16 protein-coding genes are annotated in these 16,070 nt (G+C 73.2%); 9 read left to right on the forward strand and 7 right to left on the reverse strand.

Going from position 1 to position 16,070, the window contains the following annotated elements:
• Positions 1–48: 48 nt before the first annotated feature.
• Complete coding sequence (locus ACIA5F_RS09390) at positions 49–777, forward strand: hypothetical protein (RefSeq protein ID WP_399350908.1); 729 nt, start codon at positions 49–51, stop codon at positions 775–777.
• 383 nt (positions 778–1,160) lie between these two features.
• The gene (locus ACIA5F_RS09395) at positions 1,161–2,318 is read left to right on the forward strand and encodes an alkaline phosphatase PhoX (protein ID WP_399350910.1); all 1,158 of its coding nucleotides are present in this window, start codon (positions 1,161–1,163) and stop codon (positions 2,316–2,318) included.
• A gap of 206 nt (positions 2,319–2,524) precedes the next feature.
• On the opposite strand, the gene ACIA5F_RS09400 is transcribed toward ACIA5F_RS09395, so the two are convergent.
• The 4 genes from ACIA5F_RS09400 to sigJ form a co-directional block, all read right to left on the reverse strand.
• A complete protein-coding gene (locus ACIA5F_RS09400; protein ID WP_399350912.1) occupies positions 2,525–4,801 on the reverse strand; it encodes a tetratricopeptide repeat protein in 2,277 nt (758 codons plus the stop codon).
• Positions 4,798–5,250, reverse strand: coding sequence for a hypothetical protein (locus tag ACIA5F_RS09405; protein ID WP_399350914.1), 453 nt, complete (start codon positions 5,248–5,250; stop codon positions 4,798–4,800). Before ACIA5F_RS09405 ends, ACIA5F_RS09400 begins: the two co-directional genes overlap by 4 nt.
• A 252-nt stretch (positions 5,251–5,502) precedes the next feature.
• The gene (locus tag ACIA5F_RS09410) at positions 5,503–6,588 is read right to left on the reverse strand and encodes an NAD(P)/FAD-dependent oxidoreductase (RefSeq protein ID WP_399350916.1); all 1,086 of its coding nucleotides are present in this window, start codon (positions 6,586–6,588) and stop codon (positions 5,503–5,505) included.
• A gap of 167 nt (positions 6,589–6,755) precedes the next feature.
• The gene (gene sigJ, locus ACIA5F_RS09415) at positions 6,756–7,640 is read right to left on the reverse strand and encodes an RNA polymerase sigma factor SigJ (protein WP_399350918.1); all 885 of its coding nucleotides are present in this window, start codon (positions 7,638–7,640) and stop codon (positions 6,756–6,758) included.
• Between the two features lie 69 nt (positions 7,641–7,709).
• Here sigJ and ACIA5F_RS09420 point away from each other — a divergent pair, with 69 nt between their 5' ends.
• A complete protein-coding gene (locus ACIA5F_RS09420; RefSeq protein WP_399350921.1) occupies positions 7,710–8,159 on the forward strand; it encodes a hypothetical protein in 450 nt (149 codons plus the stop codon).
• Between the two features lie 151 nt (positions 8,160–8,310).
• Here ACIA5F_RS09420 and ACIA5F_RS09425 read toward each other — a convergent pair whose 3' ends face one another.
• On the reverse strand, positions 8,311–9,354 hold the full coding sequence (locus tag ACIA5F_RS09425) for a S66 peptidase family protein (protein WP_399350923.1): 1,044 nt from the start codon (positions 9,352–9,354) through the stop codon (positions 8,311–8,313).
• 286 nt (positions 9,355–9,640) lie between these two features.
• Here ACIA5F_RS09425 and ACIA5F_RS09430 point away from each other — a divergent pair, with 286 nt between their 5' ends.
• A complete protein-coding gene (locus tag ACIA5F_RS09430) occupies positions 9,641–10,528 on the forward strand; it encodes a class I SAM-dependent methyltransferase (protein ID WP_399350924.1) in 888 nt (295 codons plus the stop codon).
• Between the two features lie 245 nt (positions 10,529–10,773).
• Here ACIA5F_RS09430 and ACIA5F_RS09435 read toward each other — a convergent pair whose 3' ends face one another.
• Positions 10,774–10,986 (reverse strand): hypothetical protein, encoded by a 213-nt coding sequence (locus tag ACIA5F_RS09435; RefSeq protein ID WP_399350926.1) that lies wholly within the window; start codon positions 10,984–10,986, stop codon positions 10,774–10,776.
• Between the two features lie 52 nt (positions 10,987–11,038).
• On the reverse strand, positions 11,039–11,461 hold the full coding sequence (locus ACIA5F_RS09440; RefSeq protein WP_399350928.1) for a hypothetical protein: 423 nt from the start codon (positions 11,459–11,461) through the stop codon (positions 11,039–11,041).
• A gap of 536 nt (positions 11,462–11,997) precedes the next feature.
• Here ACIA5F_RS09440 and ACIA5F_RS09445 point away from each other — a divergent pair.
• From ACIA5F_RS09445 to ACIA5F_RS09465, 5 genes are all read left to right on the forward strand, one after another.
• Positions 11,998–12,783: a hypothetical protein gene (locus ACIA5F_RS09445; protein WP_399350931.1), complete on the forward strand. Its 786-nt coding sequence runs from the start codon at positions 11,998–12,000 to the stop codon at positions 12,781–12,783.
• Positions 12,784–13,013: 230 nt separating this feature from the next.
• Positions 13,014–13,649, forward strand: coding sequence for a carbonic anhydrase (locus tag ACIA5F_RS09450; protein WP_399350933.1), 636 nt, complete (start codon positions 13,014–13,016; stop codon positions 13,647–13,649).
• Between the two features lie 87 nt (positions 13,650–13,736).
• Positions 13,737–14,207: a cyanase gene (gene cynS, locus ACIA5F_RS09455; protein WP_399350935.1), complete on the forward strand. Its 471-nt coding sequence runs from the start codon at positions 13,737–13,739 to the stop codon at positions 14,205–14,207.
• 300 nt (positions 14,208–14,507) lie between these two features.
• Positions 14,508–15,107 carry an isochorismatase family protein gene (locus ACIA5F_RS09460; protein WP_399350937.1) on the forward strand — a complete coding sequence of 200 codons (600 nt, stop codon included), beginning with the start codon at positions 14,508–14,510 and terminating at the stop codon, positions 15,105–15,107.
• A 10-nt stretch (positions 15,108–15,117) separates the two neighbouring features.
• Positions 15,118–16,026: a GlxA family transcriptional regulator gene (locus ACIA5F_RS09465; RefSeq protein ID WP_399350939.1), complete on the forward strand. Its 909-nt coding sequence runs from the start codon at positions 15,118–15,120 to the stop codon at positions 16,024–16,026.
• The last annotated feature ends 44 nt before the right edge of the window (positions 16,027–16,070 follow it).

Below are 16,070 nucleotides of genomic sequence, written 5' to 3' on the forward strand. Positions count from 1 at the left end.
CGTGTGCCGGGGGGCCGCGCCCCGGGATGTACCCCGCCGGGACGGGGTATGTCCTGGGGACGGTGGTCGGGGGTCGGCCGGGTGGGGGTGGTCACATTGGTGGCGAGGGTGTTCTCGGTCGGCGCGGGGGTGCTGGTGCTGGTGGGTTTCCCCGCCGCGGTCTACGGTTCCGCGTGGGCCGTGTGGCAGGGGCGCGGCGACTGGAGGGCCGCCCTGCTGTTCATCGGCACGGTGCTGTTCATGTGGGTGGGCATCGTGTGGCTGGTCAAGCAGGACGCCCCCGTCCTGGCGACGGCGATGCTCGTCGTGCACCTGGCGTGGCTGGTGTTCGTCTACGTCCGGATCGACATGCGTGACGACCAGATGATGCACGACCGGGGCGTGACCGCGCAGGCCACCGTGGTGCAGTGGGTCCGTACGTCCGACCCGTGGGCCGGTGTCCAGAACGAGGTCACCGCGATCGACGTGTCACTCCCGGGCGGCGCGGGCAACCCGGGCGGCCCGGACAGTACGGGCGGCCCGGACAGTGCGGGTGGTACGGGTGGTTCCGGCGCGGTGGAGCGTCTCCAGCTGAAGGGGGCGCGGGCGCCGCAGGTGGGCGCGTACGTGCAGGTGACCCGTGATCCGGGCGGGCAGGTACCGATCCGTCTGGGCCCGCGCCCCGACGCCCCCGGCGGCGTGGTCGCCTGGATCTTCCTGGCCGTCATGACCGCAGGCTCCCTGATCTGTTCCACCGGGGCCGCCGTGGCCGTCGCCGAGGCCCTCGCGGAGCGCTGAGGCGACGGGGACGGTACGGCCCCGGCGGTGTGCACCCCGTTCGGCGCCGTCACCGGGCCGGACCTGCCGTGGCGACGGCCGTTCCACGATCGCCGGGGGTACGGTGCCGGTGGACGCGGAGACGCGGAGGCGGCGCCCGCCGGGCGGTTCCTGCCGTCCCGGTGGCCCCGGCTGTCCCGGTGGTCCCGGTACGGAAGCCGGTGACGCTCCGGGAGCGGAGGGAGGTCGGGCACGCCCGTACCCGAGCGGGCGCGCCCGCGCCCGACCGCCGCACGTCATCCCGCGTTGGCCCCAAGGCCATGGCGGACGCGTATGTTCCCTGGTCGTGGGACCCGCCCGCCGACCGGCGCGGCGGGCCGGTCACCAGCCTCCTGGAGCGGTCCATGGAACGTCGCACCTTCCTACGCACGGCGGTCATCGGCACGTCGACAGCCACCTTCGGCGGCTCCCTCTGGCGGGGCGCCGCCCTCGCCGCCCCCGCGCAGCCCGGCGCGGGCCCCTACGGCGCGCTGCGGCCCGCCGACGCCAACGGCATCCTCCTGCCGGCCGGGTTCACCAGCCGGGTCGTCGCCCGCTCCGGCCAGCGGGTCGGCTCCACCTCGTACACCTGGCACGACGCGCCCGACGGCGGCGCGTGCTACGCGGACGGCAACGGGTGGATCTACGTCTCCAACGCGGAGGTGACCCCGGGCGGCGGAGCGGGCGCGGTGCGCTTCTCGTCGACGGGGACGGTCACGGGCGCCCACCGCATCCTGTCGGACACCCGGCAGAACTGCGCGGGCGGGCGGACCCCGTGGAACACCTGGCTGTCCTGCGAGGAGGTCAGCCGGGGCTACGTCTACGAAGCCGATCCCTGGGGGAAGAACCCGGCCGTACGGCGGGACGCGATGGGCCGGTTCAAACACGAGGCCGCCGCTGCCGACCCGGTGCGCAAGGCGGTCTACCTGACCGAGGACGAGTCGAACGGCTGCCTGTACCGGTTCACCCCCACCACCTGGGGTGACCTGTCCTTGGGCAGGCTCCAGGTGCTCACCGCCCCCACCGCCACCTCCGGCCGCTTCGGCTGGGCGGACGTCCCCGACCCGGCCGGCTCGTCGAAGGCGACCCGCAGCCAGGTGCCGGGTGCGAAGAAGTTCGACGGGGGAGAGGGCTGCCACTACGCCGACGACAAGGTGTGGTTCACCACCAAGGGCGACAACCGGGTCTGGCAGCTGAACCTCACCAACGACACGTACGAACTGGCCTACGACGACTCCCTGGTCGACGGGGACGCCCCGCTGACCGGGGTCGACAACATCACCGGCTCCTCCTCCGGTGACCTGTTCGTCGCCGAGGACGGCGGCACCATGGACATCTGCGTGATCACACCGGACGGCGTGGTTGCGCCCTTCCTCCGGATCAAGGGCCAGTCGTCGTCGGAGATCACCGGACCGGCCTTCTCCCCGGACGGTTCCCGGCTGTACTTCTCCAGCCAGCGCGGCACGAGCGGTTCGTCGTCCGGCGGGATCACCTACGAGGTGACCGGTCCCTTCCGCACCTGACCCCGGGGCCGGTCCGCCCACGCGGGGCGTACGGGAGCTACAGGGCGTACGAGAACTACGGGGCGTACGGGAGCTACGGGAACGGTGACCACGCAGCGCCTCCCCGCTCCCGTACGCCTCACGGCCCTTCCCGCGTCACGGCCCTTCCCGGGTCACGGCCCTCGGCGCGGCGGAACCTTCGGCACGGCGGTGGAACCGGACACCCGCTAACGACCCGGGGGCGGGACCACCGGGACCAGTGTGGCCGCCGCCGCTTCATGGGCCAGGGCGGCGGCCTCGTCGCCCCCGGCACGGGCGAGCTTCGCGAGTTCGCCGTACGCCTGGGCCTCACCCGCCGGGTTGTTGACCGCGCGGTGCAGCACCAGCGCGTCGCCGAGGTGGACGGCGGCCTCCTCGGGCCTGCCCGACTCCCGGGCGATCCCGCCCAGCGCGGTCAGCGCGTACGCCTGCCCGAAGCGGTTGCCGGCGCGCTGGTGCAACCCCATGGCCTCACGGAAGTGACGGTCCGCCGCGTCGAGGTCCCCCGCGGCCCGCTCCACGTGGCCGAGGCCCCGCAGCGCGTAGGCCAGGCCGATGCCGTCGTCGGCGCGCCGCTGGACTTCCACCGCGCGGCCGAAATCCCGCCCGGCCGAGGTCAGGTCGCCGCGCACCCGGGCCACGTGGGCCAGGCCGGTCAGCGCGTAGCCCTGCCCGGCCGGGTCGTCCGCGTCACCGGCGCGCGCCAGGGCGGCCCCGAAGTGGGCGACCGCCTCGTCCAGGTCGCCGCGCGCCCGCGCCGTCTCCCCGAGACCGCGCCACGCGTCGGCCTCCGCGGCCGGCTCCCCGAGGCCGGCCAGGACGCGGACGGCCTCCTCGAAGAGGGGGACGGCCGCCTCGAACCGGCGGGCGCTCCGCTCGATGTCACCCAGCGCGGTGAGGGCCAGCGCGCGGGCGCGTTCGTCGCCGGCCCGCCCGGCCGCCGCGAGGACCTCCTCGTACAGGGCCCCGGCCCGTTCGTCGTGCCCTTCCACGTACAGCAGCTTGGCCGTGCGCGCGGCGAGGCCGCCGCCCAGCTCCCAGCTCTCGGTGAGCGCGGCACGGGCCGCCCCGGCCAGTTCCCCGGCGGCGGCCCCCATCCACAGGCGGGCGTGGTCGGGGTTGTCGAAGGGGCCGGTGCCGATGGTGGGCTCGCCCGCCCCGTACACCAGGGCGTGCGCGGTGCCGATGACCCGGTCGAGGTGCCGGTAGAGGCTGGAGCGTCCCGCCGCCACGGTCTCGCGCGGGTCCTGCGCGGCGAGCTGCATGCGCGCGTAGGCGAGGAACAGGTCGTGGAAGACGTACCGGTGCTGGGGCAGCCGGGTCAGCATGCTGCGCTGGAGCAGCCGGACCAACTGCACGGTGGCGAGTTCCGGCGCCATCCCGCCGAGCGCCCCTATGGAGTCGGCGTCGAAGTCCGGGCCGGGATGCCAGACGCACGTGCGCAGCACCCGCTGGAGGTCGGCGCTGAGCGCCTCGTAGGAGACGGCGAACGCTGCCGCCGCCTCGCGGTCGGCGTCGTCGAGCTGCTCCAGGGGCCGGGTCGCGGACCGCATCACGCGCAGCAGGACCCGCGGGTCCAGGTCGGCGAGGAGGGCGCCGACCGGCCGCAGCGCGAGGGGCAGGTACCCGCACAGCCGGGCCAGGTCCGCCAGCTCCCGTTCCCGTCCGGCCGGCTCGCCGGGGCCGTGTCCGGCGACGCGCAGGAGGAGTTCCACCGCGGCCTCGGGCGGGAGCGGGCCGACGCCGACGTGGACGGCGGCGTCCAGGCCGTCGAGCCGGTTGCGGCTGGTCACCAGGACCAGACAGCGCCCGTCGGTCGACGGGGCGGGCAGCAGCGGCTCGACCTGGGCCCGCTCGCGCGCGTTGTCCAGGAGGAGCAGCACCCTCTTGCCGGCCGTCCAGGCCCGCCAGAGCTGCCCCTTGGCGGCCGTGCCGGTGGGGATGTCGGACCCGGTGAACCCGGCGAGCCGCAGGAGTTCGGCGAGGACCTCGCCCGGATCGCGCGGGGCGGTCCCGGGGGTGAAGCCGGCCAGGTCCACTTCGAGCCGGGCGTCGGTGAACTCCCCGGCCAGCCCCGCGGCCAGCGCGCGGGCCAGCGCCGACTTGCCGCAGCCGCCCGGTCCGCGGAACAGGGCGAGCGCGGTGGAGCCGCCCGCGGTGAGCAGGGAGCGGCAGCGCGCCGTCAGCGAGGCGAGGCGCCCGGCGTGGCCGACCAGGATGGACGGGGGCGGCACCAGCGTGCTGAGGACCACACCCGGCCGGGCCGCGCCGGAGGCTCCGTAGAAGTAGTTGTGCTGGACGCCCTGGCCGATCACGGCCTGCTGCGCGTGGCCGTGCGCCTCGGTGTGCAGGGGACCGGCGCCGGTGGGTTCGGTGGGGCTGGTGGGTTGGGTCGGTCCGGTGGGTTGGGTGCCGGTCGGTCCGGTCGGTCCGGTGCCGGGGGGTCCGGGGGCCGGTTCCGTCACCGTGCGGGCCCCGGACCGAAGGTGTTGTACTGCGTCCCCTGCCCCTGCACGGCCTGCTGGGCCTGTTCCGACGCGGTCGCGTGCACGGTGACCGTGCCGATGACGGTGTTCGCCGCGGCGCCCTGCTCGCGGAGGAAGCCGAGCAGTTCGCGCAGGGGCTGCTCGTGGTCCGGGGCGTCCTCCAACAGGTCCTCGAAACGGGTCCCCCACGCCGCCGCCTGCCGGGCCACGGCCCGCTCGCCCTCGTCGCCGCCGCCCGCGACCGCCCCGGTCAGCTCCTCGCGGGCCCGCTCCAGCCGTCCTTCCTGACGTGCCTCCTCCAGCGGGTCCCCCCGGCCGAGCAGCCGCGCCACCCGGTCCCGGCACTGCTGCCACGCGTCCGTCACCATGGCCTGGACCAGCCCGGTCCCGGCCGCCGCGGCCAGGACGACGAGTTCTTCCGCCAGCATGGATGCTCCCCCTGCTCGTCCTGCTCGTCCTGTTCGTTCGGTCCGCTCAACTGGGCGCTGCGGCCCGCCTGTTCGCGCTCCCGAAAAGTTCTCGGACGCTCTCGGACGCTCTCGGAACGCTTTGTGAACCTCTCGGAGGAGATGGTGACACAGCCACCGCCCCGATCCCGAGGGGTGCGAAGGGACCGAGCGCCCGTTGCCGTCAGGTGCGGCCGACGGCCAGGAGGAGAGCGCGGTGCGGCGGCCGGCCGGTCAGCGCAGGCCGGCCGCCACGCCGAGGACGATGGCCGCCTTGGCCAGCCGCCCCACCGCCCCGGTGAACACCGTCGGCCGCATCGAGTCGTCGCCGTGGACGAGCTGCAACAGGCCGTCCCGGCGCCCGAGGCTCAGGCACTGCGCCGTGTAGGTGAAGGCGAACGGCCCCGACTCCTTGCCGCCGAGCCGCCTGCCCACGTAGCCGCCCATCGGTATGGCGGTCGCGCAGCCCGGCCGCAGCGTCCCGGTGCCCGGCACGGTGACGGCGGCGGCGTCGCCGATCACGTACACCTGCGGGTGCGAGACCGAGCGCAGGTACGGGTCCACCACCGCCCGGCCGTCCGGGGCCACGGTCAGCCCGGCTTCGGCGGCCAGCTCGTTCGGCTCCACCGAGGCGGCCCAGGCGACCACCCCGGCCTCGATCGGCCCCTGCGCGGTGTGCAGTCCGTCCGCGTCGACGGCGGTGACCCGGGTGTGCTCGTGCACCCGGACACCGAGCCGTTCCAGTACCCGCAGCACGTGGGCCCGTCCCCGCACGGAGAGCCAGCCACCGACCTCGTCGGCCGCGACCAGCCGGACCTGCCACCGCGGGTACGCCTCGGCGAGCTCGGCCGCCGTCTCGATACCGGTCGCGCCCCCGCCGACCACGGCCAGCGTGCCCGGCCGGGCCGCGTCCGTCAGCCGCCGGCGCAGCTCGGCGGCCCGCTCCGCCGGGTAGGCGTGCTCGGCGGCGCCCGGCACCCCGTGCCAGGCGGTACGGCTGCCCAGGGCGTACACCAGGGTGTCGTAGGCGACGGCCGGACCGCGGTCCACGACGAGCTTGCGGGCCACCGGGTCCAGCCCGGTCACCCGGGCCTGGAGGTGCGTCGCGCGACGGCCTCGCAACAGGTGCGCGAGGGAGGGCCGGTGCTCGGGGTGCCCGGCGGCGGTCTCGTGCTGGCGGATCCTCTGCAGGAACCGGGACTCCGGAGCGATCAGGGTCACCCGGTGGTGGCGGCTCGCGCGGGTGGCCGCGGTCAGGCCCGCGTAGCCCGCGCCGATGACCACGACGTGCTGCTCGTCCCTCTCCGGCCCCGTGCCCATACCCGTACCCGTAGCTGTACCTGTATCCGTACCCATGTCCGTACCCATGCCCATGCCCTCGTCTCCGTGTCGCCCTGCTCCGACGCGATGTCTCGCGGGTTCTCGCGGGTTCTCGCGGTTTCGGGAAGGAGACGGAGCGGACGGCCGGACTGTGACAGTGAGCCGCGTCACACCAGGTGGGAGAGCTTCTCCGGGTTGACCACGATGTGCGCCTCGGTGATCCGGCCGTCCAGGACGGTGAAGGCGAGGACACCGCCGACCCGGTCCGGGGACTCGTACCAGACCATGCCCGGCTCGCCGTTGACCTGGGCGAAGCGCACCGAGGTACGGGCCTGCGTGGTCAGCCACCTGGCGGCCAGACCGGCCACCAGCCGGGCCACCTTCCCGGCACCGTGGACCGGCCGCACCGCGGCGGTGACGATGCCGCCGCCGTCCGAGTGCCAGACCACATCGGGATCGAGCACCGCGAGCAGGCCCGTGAGATCCCCCTGCGTCGCGGCGGTCGCGAAGGCGCTGACGGCCCGGCGGTGCTCGGCCGGGTCGACCGCGCCGCGACGGCCGCCGTCCCGGACCCGGCGACGGGCGCGGGAGGCCAGCTGGCGGGCGGCGTCGGGGGTCCGGCCGAGCGCCGCGGCGATCTCGTCGAAGCCGACCGCGAACAGGTCGTGCAGGACGAAGGCGGTCCGCTCGGCCGGGGTGAGCTGCTCCATCACCGTCAGCACGGCCAGCGACACCGACTCCCCGGTCTCGGCCCGCCCGGCGGGGGAGTCCTCCTCGGAGACCAGCGGCTCGGGCAGCCACTCACCGTAGTACGACTCCCGGCGGGCCCGTGCGGAGCCGAGCAGGTCGTAACAGAGCCGGGTGACCACGGTGGTGAGGTACGGACGGACCTCCGCCACCCGCGACCGGTCGACGGCCTGCCAGCGCAGCCAGGCGTCCTGCATCACGTCCTCGGCGTCGGTGACCGAACCGAGCAGCCGGTACGCGACCGAGCCCAGGTAGCGCCGCTGGGCTTCGAACGCGTCCGCGGAGGGTGAGCCGACATCGATCACCCGGCCCACTGTAGTGGGGGCACGCACGGGGCTTGACCTCAAGCCCGGTCGAGGTCGGAGTATCGCTCCATGGCCACCGACATCGACACCGACATCGACACCGACGGCAACGGCAACGGCAATGACAACGCCGTCCTGCTCTTCCACAACACCATGCGGATCACCGACAACCACCTGGAGGGCTTCCGCGACGCCATCGCCAGGGCGGTGCGGTTCGCCGGGGAGCACGGGCCCCAACTCATGGTCGAGGTCTTCATCGACGAGCCGCGGATGACGGCGCACAGCTTCCAGCTCTTCCGGGACTCGGACGCGGTCCGTACCCACTGGCAGCTCGCGGACCCGTACATCCAGGAGGTGGTGGAACACTGCCGGGTGGAGCGCTTCGAGGTGTTCGGCGAGCCGGACGCCGACGTGACGGCGGGCATCCGGGACGCGATCGGCGAGGCCGCACTCACCTTCTCCCCCCGCACCGCAGGCTTCATCCGCTTCACCACACCGTCACCCCCCACCACCCCCTGACCCCACCTGGCCTCCCCGTGGATGTCCAACGACGGCAACCGGCAACCGACAACCGGCAACTGGTCACGGTGTTTCCGGTGGCCAGACCGGACGGCGGGACCCCGCGCAGTTCAGCGGGGTGCCGGGCCATGGAGGGGCGAGGGGCGAGGGTTCAGTAGGTGACGACGATCCGGCGTGCCGGGCCGTCCACCCGGATGCGTCCTCCGACGGGGACCACGAGTTGTGGGTCGGTGTGACCGAGGTCGACGTCGAACACCACCAGGGTCTCGGGGGCGTACTGCCCAAGAGCCCGGAGGACGGCCTCCCGCTGTTCCCGCCGGAAGCGCGCCTTCTCCCGGGCGTCGAACCGGTTCTGGAACGACCAGCTCTTCGCCCGGCCCATCAGCAGCGCGGGGAACTGCCGCAGCAGTCCGCGTTCGCCCATGTTCCGGAAGATCCGGTAGACCTCTTCGGCGCGCGGCATGTCCTCGGAGGTTTCCAGGAAGAGCACGTTGCCGGTGTAGGCGTCGACCGGTCGCACCGCCCGGTCGGCCATCAGCAGCCAGGAGATGATCTCCAGGTTGCCGCCCCAGCTGATCCCTTCGACCACCCGGTCGGCGTTGTGCCAGGACCAGCCGTCGGCGGGTTCCATCTCCGGTTCGGACGCGAAGGTGTGCGGGTCCTCCCAGGGGCGGTCGACATCGCCGTAGGCACTGGGAGCAGTGAGTTCGTACTCGCCCGAGGTGAACATCGCCGCCCGCAGGGAGTCCGCGGTCAGCGGATGCATCGCACCGGGCCGTCCGAGCTCGACCATGACCGAGCCGCCGTGGTAACTGACGATGCCCAGCTCTCGGAGGAACAGCAGCAGGTTGGTGTTGTCGCTGTAGCCGAAGAACGGCTTGGGGTTGGCACGCAGAAGAGCCCGGTCGAGGTGGGGGAGAACGGTGATCTGGTCGTCGCCGCCGATGCTGGCGATCACCGCCTTGACGTCCGGGTCCGTGAAGGCCGTGTGGATGTCCGCGGCCCGTTCCTCGGGTGTCGCACCCATCTTCCGGGTCGTCGGATACTCCACCGTCTTCAGCCCGAGGTCGTTCTGGAGCCGCCGTATCCCCCACTCGTAGGGCAGCGGGAAGAGACCGGGCAGACCGGACGAGGGGGACAGCACCGCGATCAGGTCTCCGGGGCGGGGCTTGGCGGGATAGAGGGGGTTCGTCATCCGCCGATCGTAGGAGCCGGCGGTTCTGATGGCGCGCGGATTTTCCGGTCACCGATCCAGCGGGACCCGCCACCGCCGGGCGCCGGCCTGCCGGGCCGGGAGCGTCGGTCCTTGTACGATCCGTCGCGTCCATCCCGTCTGTCGCGTCCATCCCGTCTGTCTTGTCCGTCTCGTTCGTCTCGTTCGTCCAGCGGGACCGTTACCGGTGGCGCGGCGGCGGTGGGCGCGGGCAGGCGGATCGAGGCGGGTGGCCGGGAACAGGTGGCCGGGAACAGGTGGTGAGGGCATGGCTGAGGAAGAGTGCGCGGAGCCGGACAGCACGGCGGTACGGGTGGCCCTGTGGCGGGCCCTGCACGTCCAGGCCGATCCGCCGCCCCACGTGTTCGAGGACGAGGTCGGCCTGCGGCTGGCCGACCCGGGTGAAGGCTGGCGCCTGCGCGGGGACATGGACCCGCGCGCGACCAGGTGGTTCCGGGCGGCGGTCGTGGCGCGGGCCCGCTTCATCGAGGACCTGGTCGTCGAACAGGCCGGCCGTGGCGTCGGCCAGTACGTCGTCCTGGGAGCCGGCCTGGACACCTTCGCCCAGCGCAGACCGGAGATCGCCTCCCGCCTGCGGGTGTTCGAGGTCGACCGGCCCGGCCCCCAGGCATGGAAGCGCCGCCGCCTGACCGGGCTCGGCTTCGGCGTCCCGGACTGGCTGCACCTGGTGCCGGTCGATTTCGAGGCGGGCGGGTCGTGGTGGGACCGACTGGCGGCTGCCGGGTTCGACGCGGACCGGCCCGCGGTGGTGGCCTCCGCCGGTGTCGCCATGTACCTCACCAAGGACGCGAACGCGGCCACACTGCGCCGGCTCGCCGCACTCGCCCCGGGCTCCACCCTGGCCATGACGTTCCAGCTGCCGCCGGAGCTCCTCGGAGAGGAGAACCGCGCCGGGCTCCGGGCCGCGGAGCGGGGCGCCCGCGCGGCCGGGACGCCGTTCATCAGTTTCTTCACCCCGCCACAGATGCTGGCACTGGCCCGTGACGCCGGATTCGAGGACGTCCGGCACGTGTCGGCGGCCATGCTCGACCGACGCTACTTCGCGGGCAGGACGGACGGCCTCGGCACATCGAGCGGGGAAGAGCTGCTGGTGGCGACCACCCGGCACAGGACCGGACCGCCGGACACCCGGTGACCGACCCGGTGACCGACCCGGTGACCAGGACGCCCGGGACGACGACCGACCCGTGACCGGGGCTGTGGCCGACCCCGTGACCGGGCAGATCACCGGTCGTTTGATCAGCCTGTGAGTCAGACCTGCTTGTTCCGCCACGACGTGGCACTGGAGCCCGATCCGTATCTGGGCTCCCTGCGACGGGACGAACCCGTCGCGCGGGTCGAGATGCCCTACGGCACCGGCCCGTGCCGGCTGGTGACCCGCTACGCCGACGTACAGCTGGTCACCGCCGACCGCCGGTTCAGCCGGGCCGCGCTGGTCGGCAGGGACTTGCCCCGCATCACCCCGGCCCCGATCGCCCAGAGCGAGGCGATCAACCTGATGGACCCGCCGGTGCTGGGCCGTATCCGCCGCGTGGTCACCCACGCCTTCGGCCCCCGCCAGCTGGACCGGCTGGGCCCCTGGGTGCAGTCCATGGTGGACGCGTCGGTGGCGGCGATGGAGGCCGAGGGGCCGGGGCCTCCTCCGTCACCGGAGGGGGGTGAACTCCTTGCCCAGGGAGCGGAGTTCGCCCTCAGGTTCGTCCGCACGTTCGCCCTCGCGGTCGCCCCCGTGTCCGCTCTCGCGTCCCATCAGGGCCAGCTGGGCCCGGTGGGCGGTCAGCGCGTCGCGCAGCAGTTCCGTCCGTCCGGGCTCCAGTGCGAGCATCCGGCGCGCGGCGGCCACACCCTCGGCCAGCAGGGCCAGCGCGATCTCGGGGCGATGGGCGAACTCCACCCGGCCGTAACTCTCCAGAGCCACCGTCAGCAACGGCAGGTAGGCCAGCGGGCTCACGTCGACGAGGACACGGTAGGCGGCGACCCGCTCCCGGACGGGCAGCGTGCCCGATCCGAGGAGGGCCACCCGGGCTCGCAGGACGGCGTGGTGATTGATGTGCGCTGTGTGCGTCATGAGGGTGATTCTGAAAGCCCCACAGGGTGGCGAACAAGGGCATACCGCTGTGCTGTTCGTCCTACGAAAACGCCCTCTGAGCTGTCATGATGGACACGTGTTCACCCTTGCGCGGTGACGAGAGCCCGCCGGAGCCCCGACCGCCCGCTCCCGGACGCGCTCCCCAGCAGCCGCCTCACCCGCGACGGGACGGCCCTGGCCGCGATCGTCGCCGCCGCCGGTGACGCCGCCGGAGAGGTGGTGCGGACACCGGCGCGGGTGCGCGTCCGTGCCGTCGGTGGTGTCCGTGGCGTCCGTGGGCGCAGGAGTGTTCCGGGGCGGGGGAGTTCGCCGGGGTTTCGACAGGGGTATGTCTTGCTGCTGTCGGATCAGCGAACTGTCCGGGGGGACATGTGTACGAGAGTTCAGGCCAGGCGCCTCGTTCAGCCCGAGGACCGGCTCCGAGTTCCGCGCAGAAGGGGCATCCGTACGGGACCTCTCCCCGTGGCGGCTGGGCGGATGTGCTGTGGGACTGGTCGAAGTCCGGCACACGGCACATGGCCGTCGCGCGCCTGCTGCGCCGCCTGCCCGGCGTCAGCAGGGACGCCGCCTACCGGTTCGGGCTGGTCGAACGGCCCCACTACGCCTACGGCGTCCGCCGTGCCACGGAGTCAGCCGCCCGCCTCGGCCTGCCGGGGGTCACCCTCGTGGAGTTCGGCGTCGCCGGTGGCAGCGGACTGCTCGCACTGGCGGAGCACGCCGGCTACTACGCGAAAGCCACCGGCGTCGAGGTGAGGATCGTGGGCTTCGACGCGGGAGACGGGCTGCCGCCCGGCAGGAGCGTACGGGACCTTCCGTACCTGTTCGGCGCGGGTTTCTACCCGATGGACAAGGCCCGCCTGGTCTCCCGGCTCGGTGGCGCGGCGGACGTGGTGATCGGCGACGTCACCGAGACCGTTCCCCGGTACCTGGAGACGAACGCGCACACCCTGCGTACGCACCCCGTCGGGTTCGTCTCCTTCGACCTGGACTACTACTCGTCCACGGTGTCCGCCCTGAACCTCTTCCGGGGCGGCGACCCCGGCCGGCTGCTGCCCAGGGTGACGTGTTACCTCGACGACCTGCCCGGCACGATCGCGGAGATCGGCGAGGCGGCGGCGATGGCCGAGTTCAACGCCGAACACGACGACCGTGCCATCAGCCGGGTGCTGGGCCTGCGCCCCTTCATCCCGTTCGACCCGCCGTGGGCGGACCAGATCTACGTCCACCACTACTTCAGCCATCCCCACTACCCGGCCCTGGAAGCGGGCGCCACCGGCGACCGGCTCCCCCTGACCGACTGAGCCCGTCGCACGGCTTCCACTGGTGGTGGGTGGTTGGGGACTGGTGGCTGGTGGTGGGTCACCGGTCACCGGTCGCTGGTCGCTGGTCGCTGGTGCCCGAGGTTGCGTCCGGAGTTATAGATGAGATCAATGGCAGATATCGATTCTGCGCCTTGGACACTATAGGTACAGGTCATGCATGGTGGAACACGTCAGGCCCCACGGGGCGGATCTCAGCAGAGGGAGTGACCATGCACGATCTCTCCGACGGTGTCGCGCGTTTCCAGCACGACGTCTTCCCCGGCAAGGCGGGTCTCTTCGCCCACCTGGCCGCGACCCACCGGCCCGCGACGCTGTTCATCGGCTGCTCCGACGCCCGGGTGGTACCGGAACTGATCACCCAGAGCGAGCCGGGCGAGCTGTTCGTGATCCGCACCGCGGGCAACCTCGTCCCCGCCTACACACCCGGCCCGGACGGGGTGACGGCCAGCATCGAGTACGCCGTCGCCGTCCTGGGCGTCACCTCCGTCGTGGTCTGCGGCCACTCCGCCTGCGGCGCGATGACGGCCCTGGCCGAGGGCACCGACCTGCGCACCACCACGGCCGTCGCCGGCTGGCTCCGTCACGCCGACGCCTCACTGGCCCGCCTCCCCGAGACCGGCCCGGACCGGGTCGACACCCTGGTCCGCGAGAACGTCCGCGCCCAGCTCACCAGCCTCGCCACCCACCCCTCGGTCGCCCGCGCCCTGGCCCGGGACACCCTCACCCTCCACGGCTGGGTCTACGACATCGCCTCCGGAACCGTCACCGACATCACCCCCGAAGCACGGACACGCCCCGAGGCGGGCCCTGTGGGGGACCGCCCGGCCGCCGCCCTCACCCACTGACCCCTCCCCACCTCCCTACCTCCCCACGCACGCTCCCTCCCCCCGGCCGCTGTCCGTACGGCGGCACCCCGAAAGGAAACCCTTCCCATGATCCACGCGCAGTTCGACCCCACCGCCCGCCAGAACCTCGCCATCGCCGCCGTCGACGCCAAGACGCGCAAGGACCTGTCCTGGCAGCAGATCGCCGACGTGACCGGCCTGTCCGTGGCCTTCGTCACCGCCGCCGTCCTCGGCCAGCACCCGCTGCCCCGGCCCGCGGCCGAGGCCGTCTCCACGCTCCTGGGCCTGGACGACGACGCGGCGCTCCTCCTGCAGACCATTCCGACCCGTGGCTCGATCCCGGGCACCGTCCCGACCGACCCGACCATCTACCGCTTCCACGAGATGCTCCAGGTCTACGGCACCACCCTCAAGGCCCTGGTCCACGAACAGTTCGGCGACGGCATCATCAGCGCCATCAACTTCACCCTGGACGTCAAGAAGGTCGCCGACCCCGACGGCGGCGAGCGCGCCGTCATCACCCTCAACGGCAAGTACCTCCCCACCAAGCCCTTCTGAACCAGCCCTTCTGACCCGACTCCTGCGACACACCGCGCCCCGGCCGGGCCGGGACCGGCCCGGCCGCTCGGGCCTGCCCGGCCCCTTCGCCGTACCGAGCACGGCATGCCCGGCGCGGACGGGGGAGCGGCCGGGGGTGGACGGGGGGCGTGGCCTCGCGCAGTTCCTCGCGTCCCGGCCGTGGCCGCCCGGCGGCCCCGACCACTGGTCACCGTCCCGAAGCAGTGGTGACCGGATCGGTCCGCTGCCGGACCCGATGCGGCCTGTCGTCGGCCCGCCCGTACGGTCAGGATTGAGGACATGACCCGAGCACTGATCGTCATTGATGTCCAGGAGTCCTTCCGCGCCCGTCCGCTGTGGGAGACCACTTCCGACCTGAAGATCGCCCACCAGGTGAACCGCCTGGTCCAGCTCTCCCGGCAGGCCGGGGAGCTGGTGGTGTGGGTACTGCATTCCGAGCCCGGCAGCGGCGATGTCTTCGACCCGGCCCTGGGGCATGTCCGGCTGATGGAGGAGCTGGAGCGGGCGGACGGGGAGCCGCTGATCCACAAGACCTCGCACAACGCCTTCACCACCACCAACCTGGAGCAACTCCTCACCGCGCGCGGTATCCGCGAACTCACCGTCTGCGGCATCCGCACCGAACAGTGCGTGGAGACGACCGCCCGCGTCGCCAGTGACCTCGGCTACCAGGTCACCTTCGTCATCGACGCGACCGCGACCAATCCCATCCCCCACCGGGACGCTCCCGCCGGCCAGAGCGTCGCCGAGCTGCTGGCCGACCCGCGCACCCTGCCCGCCGAAGAGGTCATCAGGCGCACCGAGTACGCCCTCGCCGGACGCTTCGCGACCATCGCGACGGTCGACCGGCTGGAGGCCGGGGCGGGACATCGGGCATGATGACCGGATCGTGAGCCACATCGTCTTCTTCCTGGTGCCCGGAGTCCACCTGCTGGACCTGGCCGGCCCCGCACAGGTCTTCTCCACGGCCGCCGACTTCGGGCACCCCTACACGCTCTCCTACGTCGCCGAGCAGCCACAGGTCCCCACGGCCCAGGGGCTGCCGCTGGTGGCCGGGTCCGACTGGCCCGAGCTGGGGCCCGAGGACCTGATCGTGGTGCCCGGCTGGCGGACGGGCCCCACGGCCGCCGGACCCGCCATCGGCGCCGCCTCCCTCCAGGTCCTGCGCGACCACCACGCCAGGGGCGGGACGGTGGCCAGCGTCTGCGCCGGGGCCGAGGCACTGGGCCGGGCCGGCCTGCTCGACGGCCGCCGCTGCACCACCCACCACGAGGTGCAGGACGAACTGGCCGAGCGCCACCCCGGGGCGGTGGTCGTCCGCGACGTCCTGTTCACCGCCGACGACCGGGTGATCACCTCGGCCGGCATAGCCAGCGGCATCGATCTGGCCCTGCACCTGGTCGCGTCCCGGCACGGCCCGGCCGTCGCCGCCCGGGTCGCCCGGGAGATGGTCGTCTACGCCCGCCGCAACGGCCACGAACCGCAGTCCAGCGCGATGTTCCGGCACCGCTCCCACCTCGACGACACCGTGCACCGCGCCCAGGACCTCATCGACACCCGCTTCGACCGGCCGCTTCCCCTGCCCGCCCTGTCCTCGGCCGTCGGGGTGAGCGAACGTACCCTCACCCGTCTCTTCAGCCGCGCCACCGGGCTCACCCCCCTGCGCTACCAGCAGACGCTCCGCCTCGAACGCGCCCAGCACCTCATCAGCCACGGCGCGACGATCGACGCCGCCGCCCGCTCGGTCGGTTTCGAGGACCCGCGCATGCTGCGCCGCCTCCGCGCCCGCACGGCCTGACGCGGTCCCCGGGGGTGGGGTCGGGGCCCGGCCACACCCCCGAC

Source organism: Streptomyces sp. NPDC051567 (assembly GCF_044454165.1).
Classification (GTDB): domain Bacteria; phylum Actinomycetota; class Actinomycetes; order Streptomycetales; family Streptomycetaceae; genus Streptomyces.